At 28.8% G+C, this 14,816-nt stretch carries 10 protein-coding genes; 4 read left to right on the top strand and 6 right to left on the bottom strand.

Going from position 1 to position 14,816, the window contains the following annotated elements; all coding sequences use genetic code 11:
* The first annotated feature begins 186 nt into the window (after window positions 1-186).
* The 3 genes from Q0998_RS03030 to Q0998_RS03020 all read left to right on the top strand — a co-directional run bounded on the left by Q0998_RS03030 (window position 187) and on the right by Q0998_RS03020 (window position 2,706).
* Entirely contained in the window at window positions 187-615 is a 429-nt protein-coding gene (locus Q0998_RS03030; protein ID WP_299666064.1) for an OsmC family protein, read from the top strand.
* A 77-nt stretch (window positions 616-692) separates the two neighbouring features.
* Entirely contained in the window at window positions 693-2,378 is a 1,686-nt protein-coding gene (recJ, locus tag Q0998_RS03025) for a single-stranded-DNA-specific exonuclease RecJ (RefSeq protein WP_299666062.1), read from the top strand.
* A 1-nt stretch (window position 2,379) separates the two neighbouring features.
* Window positions 2,380-2,706, top strand: a complete 327-nt coding sequence (locus Q0998_RS03020) for a hypothetical protein (RefSeq protein ID WP_299666059.1) — start codon at window positions 2,380-2,382, stop codon at window positions 2,704-2,706.
* A gap of 92 nt (window positions 2,707-2,798) precedes the next feature.
* Here the strand turns inward: Q0998_RS03020 and Q0998_RS03015 are convergent, their stop codons facing one another.
* Together Q0998_RS03015 and Q0998_RS03010 are read right to left on the bottom strand one after the other, a co-directional pair.
* A complete protein-coding gene (locus Q0998_RS03015; protein ID WP_299666057.1) occupies window positions 2,799-3,170 on the bottom strand; it encodes a VOC family protein in 372 nt (123 codons plus the stop codon).
* Between the two features lie 139 nt (window positions 3,171-3,309).
* On the bottom strand, window positions 3,310-5,715 hold the full coding sequence (locus tag Q0998_RS03010; protein ID WP_299666054.1) for a helix-turn-helix domain-containing protein: 2,406 nt from the start codon (window positions 5,713-5,715) through the stop codon (window positions 3,310-3,312).
* 1,494 nt (window positions 5,716-7,209) lie between these two features.
* On the opposite strand from Q0998_RS03010, the gene Q0998_RS03005 reads away from it, so the two are divergent.
* A complete protein-coding gene (locus Q0998_RS03005; RefSeq protein WP_299666051.1) occupies window positions 7,210-8,571 on the top strand; it encodes a 7TM diverse intracellular signaling domain-containing protein in 1,362 nt (453 codons plus the stop codon).
* A 190-nt stretch (window positions 8,572-8,761) separates the two neighbouring features.
* Here the strand turns inward: Q0998_RS03005 and Q0998_RS03000 are convergent, their stop codons facing one another.
* The 4 genes from Q0998_RS03000 to Q0998_RS02985 form a co-directional block, all read right to left on the bottom strand.
* Window positions 8,762-8,935: a hypothetical protein gene (locus Q0998_RS03000; protein WP_299666048.1), complete on the bottom strand. Its 174-nt coding sequence runs from the start codon at window positions 8,933-8,935 to the stop codon at window positions 8,762-8,764.
* A 6-nt stretch (window positions 8,936-8,941) separates the two neighbouring features.
* A complete protein-coding gene (locus Q0998_RS02995; protein WP_299666045.1) occupies window positions 8,942-11,950 on the bottom strand; it encodes a T9SS type A sorting domain-containing protein in 3,009 nt (1,002 codons plus the stop codon).
* 95 nt (window positions 11,951-12,045) lie between these two features.
* Window positions 12,046-12,750 (bottom strand): response regulator, encoded by a 705-nt coding sequence (locus Q0998_RS02990; protein ID WP_299666042.1) that lies wholly within the window; start codon window positions 12,748-12,750, stop codon window positions 12,046-12,048.
* Window positions 12,751-12,753: 3 nt separating this feature from the next.
* A complete protein-coding gene (locus tag Q0998_RS02985; protein WP_299666039.1) occupies window positions 12,754-14,697 on the bottom strand; it encodes a sensor histidine kinase in 1,944 nt (647 codons plus the stop codon).
* Window positions 14,698-14,816: the final 119 nt, after the last annotated feature.

Below are 14,816 nucleotides of genomic sequence, written 5' to 3'. Positions count from 1 at the left end.
TAAACAGCAAAAAAAATGCAATTATAAAAATAAGAGCCTATAATTTATGAAATGTATAATTTTACTTTTTTTCATTTTGAGCCATAGAATCATAGAGATTTATTAAAAACAACCATGAACTTATAAGGGTTTTCTTATTTTTGTAACTGCGCAGAGTTGAATGCGTTAATTTTTTAAAAATAAGTTATGGTTAAAAATATAGTAACTACAGTTTGGACACAAAAAGAACAGTTTGAATCGAACAATCCAAGCGGACATCATTTAACAATGTTTTCTGTGGCAGATGAAGAAAATAAAGGTACTGTTGGTTACGGACCAAAAGCTTTGATGCTTTCTTCTTTAGCAGGCTGTTCTGCATTAGACGTAATCTCTTTATTAAAAAAAATGCGAGTAGAAACAGCAGATTTTAAAATTGAAGTAACCGCAGAATTAACAGATGAGCATCCTAAATTTTACAATAAAGTAAAGGTAGATTATCATTTTACTGGCAAAGATTTACAGCCAGAAAAAATTCAAAAAGCAGTAAATTTATCAGTAACAAAATACTGTGGAGTGATGGAAATGTTTCGACAATTTGCAGTAGTAGAAACTGAAATTTTCTTACATGATGAATAATTATAAAGTTGTAAATTCTTTTCACTAGAATTATTTTTAATACGTTGTTTGTATCTTAAGTTCAAAAATAAAATGCGATGAGATGGACAGTAAAGCCAGATCCAGAAAAAGAAAAAGTAGCAAAATTAGCGAAAGATCTTCAGGTTGATAAAACGATTGCAACCATACTTTGTCAGCGCAATATTGAAACTTTTGAGGCTGCAAAAAAATTCTTTCGTCCTAGTTTAGAAGATATCCACAATCCTTTTTTAATGAAAGATATGGATGTTGCTGTGAAAAGAATTGAAAGCGCAATTGCTAACAACGAAAACATCTTAGTTTTTGGCGATTATGATGTGGATGGAACCACTGCCGTTTCTTTGGTTTCCTCTTATTTAAAAACCATTTATCCAAACATTGCCACCTATATTCCTGATAGATATGCAGAAGGTTATGGCGTTTCTTATTTAGGGATCGACTTTGCAGAAGACAATGATTTCTCTTTAATTATTGCGTTAGATTGTGGTATCAAAGCCATTGAAAAAGTTGCTTATGCAAAAGAAAAAAATGTAGATTTTATCATTTGTGATCATCACAAACCTGGAAAAGAAATTCCGAAAGCTGTTGCTGTTTTAAATGCTAAAAGAGAAGATTGTAGTTATCCCTTTGACGAATTGTGTGGTTGTGGCGTCGGTTTTAAACTCATTCAGGCTCTGGGTGTTTCTAGAAATCAAACCATTGAGCATTTTGTACCTTATTTAGATTTGGTAGCTACCGCAATTGCTGCAGATATTGTACCTATGAATGGCGAAAATAGAACCTTGGCTTATTTTGGCTTGCAAGTTATCAACCAAAAACCAAGAAACGGAATCAAAGCCATTATTCATCAAATTAAAAAAACAGAACTCACAATTACTGATGTTGTGTTTATTATTGCACCAAGAATTAATGCTGCTGGGAGAATGAAACACGGAAATTATGCCGTAGAATTATTAACGGAAATGGATTTGGATGCTGCCATAGAATTTGCTGCAGCCATCGAAATTTTTAATGCAGATAGAAAAGATTTAGACAAGAAAATTACCAATGAAGCTTTAATTCAAATTATTGATAATGAAGAGGAAGAACGTTTTACCTCCGTAGTTTTTCAAGAAGATTGGCACAAAGGAGTAATTGGTATTGTAGCTTCTAGATTGATAGAAAAATATTACAGACCTACTTTGGTCTTCACAAAAAGTGGCGACAAATTAGCCGCTTCTGCGCGCTCCGTAAAAGGGTTTGATGTGTATACTGCCTTGGAAGCGTGTAGCGAATTTATAGAGCAATTTGGCGGACATAAATATGCTGCGGGTTTAACCTTATTGCCAGAAAATTATGAGAATTTTAAGGCTAAGTTTGAAGAAGTTGTAGAAAATACAATTGATAAACAATTGCTAACTCCTGAAATTGCTGTGGATGCCGAAATAGACTTGTCTGAAATTACAAATAAATTTTTTAGAATTATTCAGCAAATGGCTCCTTTTGGTCCACAAAATATGAAACCTACTTTTAAATCTACCTGTGTTCGTGATAATGGTTATGGCAAACAAGTGGGTGCAGATAAAACACATCTAAAACTGAATGTTTTTCAGGGCGATAATAAAAAAACTTATAATGCTATTGGTTTTAATCTAGGCGATAAAATGGCCTTTGTACAAGAGGAATTTGATATTGTATATGCATTAGATGAAAATGAATGGAATGGGTTTAAATCTGTGCAATTGTTATTAAAGGATATTAAATAATATGGAAAAGTTTGAAGTTAGTGCTTGGAATAGTGGAAACCTAAATTACAGAAGTAAAAGTTTTGGAATCAGATTAAAACTTAAAGATAGAAATCTTTGTTTTAATGAAACTCCAAAAAATGTTTTATTAAGTATAGAAGGAAATGATTTTTTTACAGTCAATTTAACTCAAGGATTTTGGAACAAATGTCCAGAGTTTAAACATTTAGAAATTGGTCTTTGTTTTTTTGAAAACGGAATGATTTCTTGGGAAAAAGAAAATCCTCCTAAATTCAATTTAACTAAAATAGATGAAAATAAATACTTGTTGAAAAGATTTTCAATATAATTGAATGTCATTTCTAGGAAGGAATCCGTAATAAGTGAAGTTTGGATTCCTGTTTTCACAGGAATGACAAACTCAAAAATTCTTTTTTAAAATTAAACATGCTGATCAATTAACACAACATTTCCGTCTGGGTCTAAAATTACAAAACTTGCAGCACCAGAGGTTGTTTCATCTGCTTCCGTTTCTAATTTAAGTCCTTCTTTTTTTAATTGTTGTTGTATGGTTCTAACATCATCAAACTCATCTAATTTATTGGCGCTTTCATCCCAACCCGGATTAAAAGTTAAAATATTATTTTCGAACATTCCTTGAAATACGCCTACTAAAGAATTTCCGTTTTTAAGAATTAGATAGTTTTTTTTTATTTCTCCTGCAAAAACTGAGAATCCTAATTTTTCATAAAATGCTTTTGATTTTTGAATATCTTTTACGGCTAAACTGATTGAAAATGCACCTAATTTCATAATTCTAGTTTTTGGTTGATGTCTTAAAGTTATGAAATTATTTCGTATTCGGATTATTTGTGGGGTCTTTCATTCTTGTTAAGATAGGAATTTATATAAATTTAGTTTGGATTTCTGCCTACGCAGGAATGCCAAAACTCTAAATCTCCATAGACATTAAAACCATTTTCAATTCCATATAGGTAAAACTTGGGTCTACTTTTTCTTTTAATGCTGTTAAGCCTTTTACTTCACCAGCAGCTTCTATTGCATTTCTAATTTTTTTATAGCGTTTTATTTCTATCAATTCTAAAACATCGATGTCTCCAGAAGTGATATAATTTGCCAAATGATTTTCAATGGTTCCAGCAGTTAAACTGCGTTCTTTTGCAATTTCTTTGATGGTTAAACCTGATTTAAACAACTCAAAAGAAATTTGTTTGGTTGGTTTTTTATCTTCCTTTTTTTGCTCATTGAATTTGTTAATTCCGTTTTCTTTACAATAGGTTTCAATAGCTGCTAAAATTTCTTCACCATACTTAGAAACACGCGTTTTTCCCATGCCAACTATTTTTAATAAAGCAGCTTCTGTTCTTGGCAATTCGTCGCACATAGCATATAAAGTCTCTTGCGTGAAAATCTGAAAATGAGCAATTCCTAAATCTTTTGCGATTCCATCTCTTAATTCTCTTAATTTTAAAGCTAAAATAGGATCGCGTTTAGGAACTACTTTTTTCTTTTTAGTAGGTTCCGTTTTTTGCAAAACAGCTTTTGCTCTAACTTCTAAATAAGGTTGAACTTTAAATCCAGTAATCATTTTTTGAAGTGCAAATAATTTTTCTTCTAATTTTTCTTGCAATGAATCAAACTGTTTAGAAAAGTCTTTTTTAACAGCTTTATTATCTGTTGAAAACGAAATTGTATCTAAGGGTTTCTGAATATTATTTTTTGTGTTTGTTAAGAAATAATCAATTGCTTTCTTAAACCTTTCTTGAATTGTACTGCTGTTTTCTGGTAAAATTCCTTCTTCAGAAATGGCCTTTAATTGATTTTTAAATCCGTTAGCAACTTTCATCAAAGCAACAATTCCTTCATCTTTTATGGTTTGTAAATGATCAATTACATCACCTTTAATACTTGTTCTGTTTTTATAAAAAATGTCAATCAATCTTGAAATCGGATATAAAAATGGTTGATAATCTAACAATTCTGAAATTAAATTCAGTTGAAACTCTTTTTCAGACTCATTTAGAATCCTTTCATCAGGATGATTTTCTGCTACACCTTGATTAAAAATACTTACAGTATTGTCATTTATAATTGCACTACTTGTAATGGGCGTCTTTAAAACCAAACCTTCTAAAGAAGTACACCTACTTAATGCCACATAGGTTTGCCCGTGTGCAAAAGACGCTTCTGCATCTATAATTGCTCTTTCAAAGGTTAAACCCTGACTCTTGTGAATGGTAATTGCCCAAGCTAAACGCAAAGGAATTTGCTCAAAAGAACCAGAAATATCTTCTTTTATTTCCTTCGTTTCTTCGTTGATGGAATAATTTATATGCTCCCATTTTTCTCTTTCTGTAACAATTTTATCTGTTTCATTGGCACATTGTACCGTAACATTTTCTCTAGAAATAGCTGTGATAATGCCTATTTTCCCGTTGAAATATCTTTTTTCTAAAGACGAATCATTCTTGATAAACATTACCTGCGCTCCAACCTTTAATTCTAATTTTTCTGAATTCGGATAGGAGTTTTCATTGAATTTTCCAGAAATTTCGGCTTGAAAAAAATGGCTTTTATTCTTCAATTTATTCAGCTCAGAATTGTTAATTAAATCTGCTCTTCTGTTATGTGTGGTTAAGGTAATATACCCATCTTCTTTGTCTGGTGAAAACGTTGGATTGTATCGTTCGTTTAAAATTTTTGCAGATTTATTCGATAATTCATCATTTCTAATTTCATTTAAAATAGTAATAAAATCTTCATTTTTCTGACGATAAATATGTTTCAGTTCAATAGAAACCACATTCGCTTCTTGATAGGCTTTAGCACTAAAAAAATAAACCGTGTTATAATATTGTTGCAACAAACTCCATTCATTAGACCTTACAACTGGCGCCAATTGTTGCAAATCGCCAATCATAAGAATTTGTGCACCACCAAAAACTTTATTTCTATTTTTATACCTGCGCATCACTTGATCGATGCCATCTAACAAATCTGCACGCACCATAGAAATCTCATCAATAATTACTAAATCTAACGATTTTATAATATCTATTTTAGTCTTCGAAAACTTCCGTTGTTGATTATTATTTGCAATCTGATTGGGTAGAATAGGTCCAAATGGCATTTGAAAAAAAGAATGAATCGTTACTCCTTTTGCATTGATTGCTGCCACACCTGTTGGCGCAACAATAACCATTCTTTTTAAAGATTCTTTCTTAATCTGATGTAAAAAAGTAGTTTTTCCTGTACCTGCTTTTCCAGTGATAAACAAATTTCTATCTGTTTTATCAATAAACTGTAGCGCAAGTTCTAATTCAGGATTTTTGGGCATTTTTGCTTTTTTTAAGCAAGGTAAAAAATTAAACATAATTTCATAAAAAATCTCAAGCAAATTGCTTGAGATTTCCTACAAATAATAATTGGGGGGATTTAATTACTTAATTGCAATGATTTTTATTGTTAAAATTTCCTTTTCTACACACTTTAAAAAATAAAAACTATTAGAAAAATTTACTGCATGAATTTTTTAATGATATTTTCTTTCTCTATGTAATCCTAATCTGTATCTATATCTAACAAATGAATTAGATTTAGAACAAAATAAAAAATATCGTTTGCAGTTATAACATTTATACAACTTAAACGCTGGAAATATTAATTTTAGTAAAATACTTCTTTTAACTTTCTTTCGGTAAGAGGAATTACATTTTGGGCACTTTAACATTACTCTTAATTTTAACTACTGACTGCTAATTTTTTTTAGGAGTTTTGATAGTTTCACTTAAAAATAATATTGAAAATATATTACTTAATTTGAACCTTACCTTTTGTTATAGGGTTTTATTTGTCTTTAATTATTATTTTTTTAATATTTAAAGAATATATATTTTTACAACAAATAAAAATATACATGCAAATCTAATATTTAAAAAGGTCTTTTTCCCCGCCCAAAATGGGTGGTTTTCATCTTTTTTTTTATAAAAAAATGTTTTATAGCACCCTATTTCTTTCAATCTTAAATTTTTACCTATAAATTTTTCAATCTTTCATGTGGGTTAAAAGATTGTCAAAACCATACTCTAGAAAACCATCTCTATATGCTTTTAAAATAAGGGTTACTTTTTAACAAAGCATGCTAAACTTATAAAAGCACTTTGATTACTTATTTCTTAAAATCCCACAAGTTTTGGACTTGATCCTTTCTTTTGTCTCTACGTATGGTATACCTATGCTCTAAATATAAAAACCACGACAAATGTTGCCGTGGTCTAATCATCTATGTTAGCCCCTAAATCTAACACAAATTATTACTCTTTATATTTTAATATGGTATGATAATAGTATTTCAAGATCCAATTTCTCCTATGTAAAGGAAGTAGGTTTTTCCAAAATACTACAGATCTAATTTGTTAGCGCTTCTTGCACAAAAGTAATCTTCCTTTTCCTTCTACAACCCACCCAAAATGGGTGGTTTTTGATAAATGTATATAATTTTAACATTTTTATATTTCAAAAGTTTAAAAATAGTACACACTCATCTTGATTTTATATATAAATCTGTCCATGAGGGGTAAATTGTTTAGGAATCCTATTTTTGAGAAGCATTGTATTTTTACAGATAAGAAAACAGCAAAAATATAAACGAATTTAACTATATTTTTTACAAAAGAGAACCCGACAAAGAAAAATTTGTAAAAATGTTGTAAACCTCCTTTTTATTTTAAAAAGAACAGCCTTAAACAGGCACATATAAGTAGATTCTTTTATATATTTGAAAGAAAAACAGCCACTTACGTTGAAAAAAATTAGGTATTACCTCCAATATTTGAGTATTATTTTAGTATTAGGTGCTTGTGCAGAAAATAAAGAGCATACTTTACAATTTTCCTTATTCTATTTTCAAGATCTTGCACAAAAAGAAACTATTCAATCTATCACCACCAAAGAAATGCGCCCGTTAGAAAACCCAAACTTAGGCTATAAAAATGGGGTGTATTGGTTTAAAGTTATTTTGTTAGAGGATCGCATTCCTAAAGCCATCGTTTTTGATATTCCCAGAAGTAGTATCGATAGCATTGGCATTTATAAAGATTTTAAAAGCCTACCCTATCAAGAATTAGACAATAGGTTTTTTTCACTTTTGGTGAATTCTACATCAAAAAGAAACACCTATTATATAAAAGCTCACTTTCAGAATAAAGTGTATTTTCCATTAGAAATAAAAGCATATAATAATGCGCAGTTATCTGAAAAATACAATTTTTTTATAAACGGAGTATTTTATGGGTTGGTATTGATGGTACTTATTGTGAATGTGTTTTTTTATTTTTCACTTAAAGATAAAACTTTTGTATACTATTGCTTGTTCTTGTTAACCATTACCATAAGTATTACCGGATTTGACGGCCTTTTAAATGCGCTGTTTCCCGCCTTTTTTTTGCTATATTTTATTCCTGTTTTGCATTTTTTGGTAGCGTTATGTGGGTTGCTTTTGGCAAATCAATTTTTAAATATCAAATACTACCAGCCCAACGGAAATCGAATAGGTGTAGGCTTACTTTTTCTAGCACTTTGTAATTATATACTGTTTTTTTGTTTTTATAACTATCTTTTTATTGCCATAGCCAATACTGTTTCATTACTTGTACTCTTATATTATTGGGTAATTGGGGTTTTTATTTTAAGAGATCACGAATTCGCAAGATTCTTTGTTATTGGATACTCATTTGTGTTATTTTCGGCGTTTTTATTTGTAATTCCTTTAGATTGGGGCTTACAAACATATACTATTTCGCTAAACTTTATAAAATTTGGTGCTTTATTTGAAATGTTGATCTTAACGTATGCAATCACCTATCGTATAAAAATTCTACACAAAGAAAATCGCAGGTTTAAAAAAGAAATAAACGAATATTTGGATAAGATTAAAATCCTAAAAGATTCTACAGGAGATACTTTTCTGAAAGAGCAGAAATTATTAAAATCAAAATACAATCTCTCTTTAAAAGAGACAGAGGTATTGCGTTTGATCTATAAAGGAGCTACAAATAAAAGAATTAGTGAAGATTTGTTTATCTCTTTAAACACCGTGAAGTTTCACATTAGAAATATTTATGGAAAATTAGATATTAACAGCAAAATTCAAGCTATTGATATTTATTCTGAAGTAAAAAATGCCAAATTATAATTGTAGTGTTTTCGATATGCTTTGTAAGTGCTAGTTTTACAAAAAGTATCATGGAATTTATGCAATAAAGAAATTAAAAAAATCCCAAGCAAAATGCTTGAACTTTTTTTATAAAGTATTTCGGACATAATATTCTTAAAATTTTAAAGAATAAAAGTTTATTTTTATCAATATAACTGATTATTTTGCATTAAAATCCACTTCCAGGTGCTTCTGGACTTTGTGCTTGTGCTTTTTGTGGACTCAAAATCATATAAGTACCTAAAGCTGTTAAAGCAGAATATTTACTATAAGAACCTATTTTTTTTAAAGCTTCCTTTCTAGTAATCTCAGTTTTTTTTGTGTTCTTTTTATTATTGTTCATAATTTTTTATTCCAGGATTATTTTTTTGCTCAATTTTCCATTTTCTGTTTGAATACACACAATGTAAACACCAGCAGTTCTAATTGGTAATGGAATCGTGTTTGTTGTTTTCCCCTGAAACCGTTTAGTAAATACCTCTTTTCCTAAAATATTGTACACAGATAAATTAACATTTTCATTCAGTAAACCAGATATTTTCAAATCATTATTAGAAGTTTTATAGATAGAAACTCCATTCAACATATCGTCATTTAAACTTAACGCTTTTGCATTAGTGGTATGTAAAAAGAAACGATCTGTTGTATTTGTATCTGTAGCAAATGATACATCATATTTACTATTTACCTCGTTTAATTGATTAAAAGTGTTATTTTCTTTATCTTCTAAAAAGACTTTGTACTCTATTGGCAAGTCTGTTGCATCTATAGAAAATGAAATATCGCCTTCTTTTGAAATGATACCCACAGGAATTACCATACTTTCAATATTACTTGTAGGTAAAGATTGAATGGTATAATTAACATTCTTATTATCTTCCACTAAATGAGTAAAAATATCTAAATCACTTCCATTGAAGTTTCCAATATCATAACCTGGGTCAAAACCTTTAGTAGCGTTGTTGAAATATTTTATATCAGTTGAAACTTTTACTGTTCCATTATCAATAAACAATTTAATATTTGGTATTGTTGATGCAGATTTCTGAAAAGTAGTTGTTCCTGCTACTGGTTTAGCTTGTCTTTTATTTTCATAGAATACAATATTAGTTTCGCCTGTTTTCATCCTAACAAAAAAACCCTGTCCAGGAGTAAGAAATCTATTAACTCCATCAACTTGTGTTACAGCTACATATTTATTCTGAGCATTATCCCACATATAAATACTTTTAAAATTGTCATCTAAAGAATTAATATTATCTCCTAAAAAACTTGAACTTCCATTTTCATTTGCAGGAATATATGCTGTAAAAGGATTTCCAATTAAAGACCATTTATTAGCTGGTAATGCTGAAAAAATAGAAACAGTATTTAATGATCCTTTAAAAGATACAGCACCATCAGAGCCTCTAGACATACTGTAACCTGTACCCGCTACAAATTCTTCTGTAACAGGTGTATTGGCATCAAAATATTGCCATTTATTAGATAAGTTATCATCATAAGACCCAATAGCATATCTTACAGGAGAAACAGTTGTATTACTGCGAATATTATTTACAGCTGTGTTTTGAGCAAATGATAGTATTTTTTGATCTGAAATAGGAGGTGTAACAACACTCCACTTATTTGCTAACAAACCACCTCTATTATATGTTATTTCTCCTTTTGAACTTCTTTTTACAAGTAAAACACCACTGTTTGTAGCGTCTGATGCTATGTTTACTTCTCCGAAACTAACAAAATCATTGTTTACAGTAATTTCCTTATCTACTGGGATATTTAGATTAGCACCATAATTCAATGTCAGATTTCTTAGACTTATATCTTCTACATCTATAATAATATCTTTATTTATAATGATATTGTCTGTAGAAGTTGGTAGACCTGCAGACCAGTTTGCTATGGTAGACCATTTATTATCAGAAGATGTATTATTAAAACGATTGTTAGTTGAAGGTCTACCTATTTTAAAAGAGAATCTCATATCCCTATCTGAAAACCTCGTATTGTTAACAAAAAAACTTCCTGCTGAATATGGGTTTCCAGAGTTATTAAAAGTGCTTATACCACTATCCGTAGTTGATAGTAATACTGTATATTCTTGCCCTACAACAATATTGATGTTCAAAGAAGATACATTAATATATTCTATACTACCAGATGTAGAAAAAGTAATTGATTGATTACTTAAAGTTCCTATCAAGGTACCTATGCCACCACCGCTGTAAATTTTTACTTCTAAATTATTTATTGAATTTTTTGTTGCAAAATCAAAACCTACTGATTGCAGTTTTCCACCTAGAATTGGTATAAAAGACTGCCCAATTAAATTAGTAGATGATAGTACAGTGCCTGAGCCATCTGGAGTTAAATTTTCTATTGAAACAGTTTCTGTAACTAAAGGTGTAATTAAAAATGAGAATCTTGTTTCATAGGGTGATGCTGTATTACCTAAATAAAGAGCTCCACCAGCATAACTGCTAGAAGTAAGAAATGCGAAATCAATTTCACCACCCGCAGAAGAGGGATCAAAATAAACTGTGTATTGCTGGCCTTGGATTACATTAATATTTAAATCATTTATATCTACAGTTTCAATATCTCCGGAATTCGCATTACTAATTATTTGATTTAACTTAAAACCTAAAAGAGCACCTGTGTTACCAGCACCATCGTAAATTAAAAAATCAACGGTTTCATCTGAAGAAAAATCAATACCTATTGTTGTTAAAACACCTGTACAATCGGCTGTGAAACTTTGCCCACGAAATTCTTTATGTCTTGTAAAAGTTCCAGTGCCAGTTGCTAAATTTTGTACAATACAAGATGGATTTTCAACAATAGTAGGTGTAGCAAAAAATGAAAATCCTGTCTCCCAAGATGAAGCCCTAGTATTATTAAAAAAAATATTTCCTTTAGGATAAGGACTACTAGTAAAAAATGAATAATCAATACTAGTACCAGCTATTGGTCTGAAATATACAGTATATAATTGTTCATTAGTCAAATTTATATTTAATGACCTAATATCAATATTCTCTATTTTACCTGCAACAGCGTTATTTATGACATAATTTAATTTAGACCCTAATAATATACCCGTATTTCCAGCGCCCTCATAAATTAAAAAATCTACAGTTGCATTGCTATAAAAGTCAAAACCGATAGTTAATAGGCTACCAGTACAACTTGCTGTAAAACTTTGACCGACAGCTTCACCACTTCGTGTAAAATCTTTAGTCCCAGTTCCTATATTTTCTTCTATACATTGTGCGTAGCTAAAGTTTGAAATTGCCAAACAAAATAATATAAGATACAAACATCTTATTTTTTTACTAAATAATATTCTATTCATAATAATCGAAATTTTATACAAAAATAAAAATTCAATTATGTAGCAAAGAAAACATGTGATGAAACCCCTTTTTTTTGTGAAGTAATTTGTTTTACCTATAAAAATTCTAGTTTATGATGTAATTCTTTTTTAAATGTTTTCGAAATCGAAATTTCTTGATTATTAATTTTTACAAAGCCATTACCAACCATATCTACTTTTTGCAAATTTATTATAGAACGCCTATGAACTTTTAAGAAATTTTCTTGCGGCAATTGATTTATAAAGTCAGATATTTTTGCTCTTATCAAATACTTTTTATCTTTTGCAAAAATTTCTAAATAATTACCTGAAGATTGTATGTATAAAATATCATCAGAATTTATTTTTATTTGAATGTAGTTGTCTTTAATAAATAGATTTTTGCTGGTTTTTGTTTTTTTAGAAGTAAAACTTTCAATGGCTATTTCGATAGTTGTAAGTAATGTTGGCTCATTATAAGGTTTCATTAAATAGCCATTAGGTCTTGTTTTTTTTACCTTATCAATTGTTTTTTTATCACCGTAAGCAGTTAGATATATTAGTGCTGTATTTTTTTCCTTTCTTATTTTTTCAGCTAACCAGATTCCATTTTTATCTCCTGCCAGATTTATATCTATTAAAACAATATCTACTACTGTATTTTTTAAATCTTCCCAAGCCTCTTCTGCATTAGAGGCACTACCTGTGATATCAAAATTATTTTCTTCTAAAATAGTTTCTAAAGTAAGTTTATTTATAGCATTATCTTCTACTATAAAAACAGCTCTTTGTTGAGACATAGTCTATTTTTTTTTGTTTTTAAATGTAAACGTGTAAGAAATTCCGTTATGACTACTTATGACTAAATCTGCATTTATTTCTGATGAAAGTGCTTTTATTAAGCGACTTCCAAATTTAGATTTGTCTTTTTTATTTAAATTAGACAAATCCATTCCAATACCATTATCTGCATATATAAATTGATACGTATTGTCTTTTTTTGTAATCTTAATCTTGATTTTTGCATCTATTGTGTTTGTAAAACCGTGTTTTATAGAATTTGTTATTAATTCTGTTAACATTAAACCAATAGGATTTGCATAATCTATATGTAAATAAATAGCATCAGCAATAATTGTTGTAGAAATAGAATTGTTATTTTGAACACCAATTATACTTTCTGCTAATTTGGCCATGTATTCTTGCATCCCTATTTGGGATACATTTTCTCTTTGATACAACATTTCATGTACTAAAGACATGGCTTTTATTTGTTGTTGAGATTGTATTCTAATTTCATCAAAATTTGTTTTTTTCTTTTTGGATTGTATTAATAACAGACCAGAAATTACTTGCAAATTGTTTTTTACACGGTGATGAATTTCTTTTAATAAAACTTCTTTTTCCTGCAATTGAGCAGTTACAATTTGTTGCTGATTTTTAATTACTTTATTTTTTGTTCTTAATCTAAAAAAGAAATACAAAACTCCAATTAAAAATAAAATTAGTGTTCCAAGAAATATATATTGATAATTAATAATTTTTTGCTCTTTTTCATTCTCCAACCTACTTTTCTCTAACTCTTTAGTTCTAACGTCAGTTTCATGTTTTACAACACCCAACATAAATTCTTTTTTAGTTTTTAAAACTTCTAAAGAATCTGTAAAATCTTGATGTTTAATAAAGGCCACTTGTGAAGCATTAAATTTATCTTGTGCTAATAAAGATTTTGCTTTAAGATTTAATGCTTGTATTCGCGTAGTATTATTAGTATAATTTTCTAAAATTAAAAAAGTACTATCTAAATAAACATCTGTTAATACAAATTTTTGGCTTTTAAAATAATTCTCAGCTATTTTTAAATAAGCGCTAGAAATAATATTTTTTTCTTTAAATTTTTTTCCGCTTTTAAGTTCATCAAAATAGAAAATTAAGCTTTTTTCTACAGAAATATCTTTATTCAATTCTCTTAAGTTAGAGATAACTACATTTTTAAAATGACTTGCATACTTTTTATCTGCATCTTTACTAAAATTTGCGTAAAAACTTATAGCTTCTATTGATTTCTTAAAGTAATAAGCAGCACTATCAGTTTGTTGTTTTTTAGAAAAACTTAAACCGATATTATTAATCATGCTACTTTGCTCTAAAAATTCTTTTTTAGCTTTTAATTCTTGGGCACATATTTTGTAGGACTCAATAGCTTTTTGATAATTTTTTAAGCGATAGTTAACATACGCTATTTCACAATCGTAAGATTCTTCTGTTTTAGTGCGATAGCCATAAATTTTACTATACTTGTAGTATTCTGGTAGAATATCTAAAAATGAAGCAAATTGCTCTGTATTTTTATAAGCTTGTTTTAAATCATAATAAATCGTTACTATATCTTCAATCTCATAGACTTCTTCATATTTTAAAATATTTTTAGAACGCGCAATTATTTCTGCATTATTTTCTTGATGAATATAAATACCTAAAACAGTTTGTTTAGCTTTTATAATTTGGAGTTGTGTGCCGTTTTTATTCGCCCAATATATACTAGTTTCAAAATAGGCAATTGCTTCATTAAAATTCTTGAAATTATTGTCTAATTTGAAATCACTTTTCTTTAGTTTATTATAAAGTTGCAGAGAGTATTTGAATTCATGTAAAGAAATTATAGGATTTTTAACAATAATTTGGGAAGAACTACTATAAATTATAGTAAAAAAGATGATTATTAAAATTATAGAGTTTTTAGTCAAAGTTTTTTTTTAGATCAAAAATAATAATTGTGTAGTATTTTCTTAGTTATAAAATTTATATTTTTATTTTATTAAATATTAACATGTCATAACACTTAATAATTTAGTTACTTATGTAT

It is taken from the genome of uncultured Polaribacter sp., assembly GCF_947501385.1.
In the GTDB taxonomy this organism is placed as follows: domain Bacteria; phylum Bacteroidota; class Bacteroidia; order Flavobacteriales; family Flavobacteriaceae; genus Polaribacter.
The sequence above is the reverse complement of the archived record's forward strand: the minus strand, read 5'-3'. Positions and strand labels throughout refer to the sequence as shown.

Coding starts and splice junctions, on each gene's coding strand:
- Q0998_RS02990 (WP_299666042.1), bottom strand. CDS start 12,750: ATGTCTCAACAAAGAGCTGTTTTTATAGTAGAAGATAATGCTATAAAT.
- Q0998_RS03030 (WP_299666064.1), top strand. CDS start 187: ATGGTTAAAAATATAGTAACTACAGTTTGGACACAAAAAGAACAGTTT.
- Q0998_RS03010 (WP_299666054.1), bottom strand. CDS start 5,715: ATGCCCAAAAATCCTGAATTAGAACTTGCGCTACAGTTTATTGATAAA.
- Q0998_RS03000 (WP_299666048.1), bottom strand. CDS start 8,935: ATGAACAATAATAAAAAGAACACAAAAAAAACTGAGATTACTAGAAAG.
- recJ (WP_299666062.1), top strand. CDS start 693: ATGAGATGGACAGTAAAGCCAGATCCAGAAAAAGAAAAAGTAGCAAAA.
- Q0998_RS03020 (WP_299666059.1), top strand. CDS start 2,380: ATGGAAAAGTTTGAAGTTAGTGCTTGGAATAGTGGAAACCTAAATTAC.
- Q0998_RS02995 (WP_299666045.1), bottom strand. CDS start 11,950: ATGAATAGAATATTATTTAGTAAAAAAATAAGATGTTTGTATCTTATA.
- Q0998_RS03015 (WP_299666057.1), bottom strand. CDS start 3,170: ATGAAATTAGGTGCATTTTCAATCAGTTTAGCCGTAAAAGATATTCAA.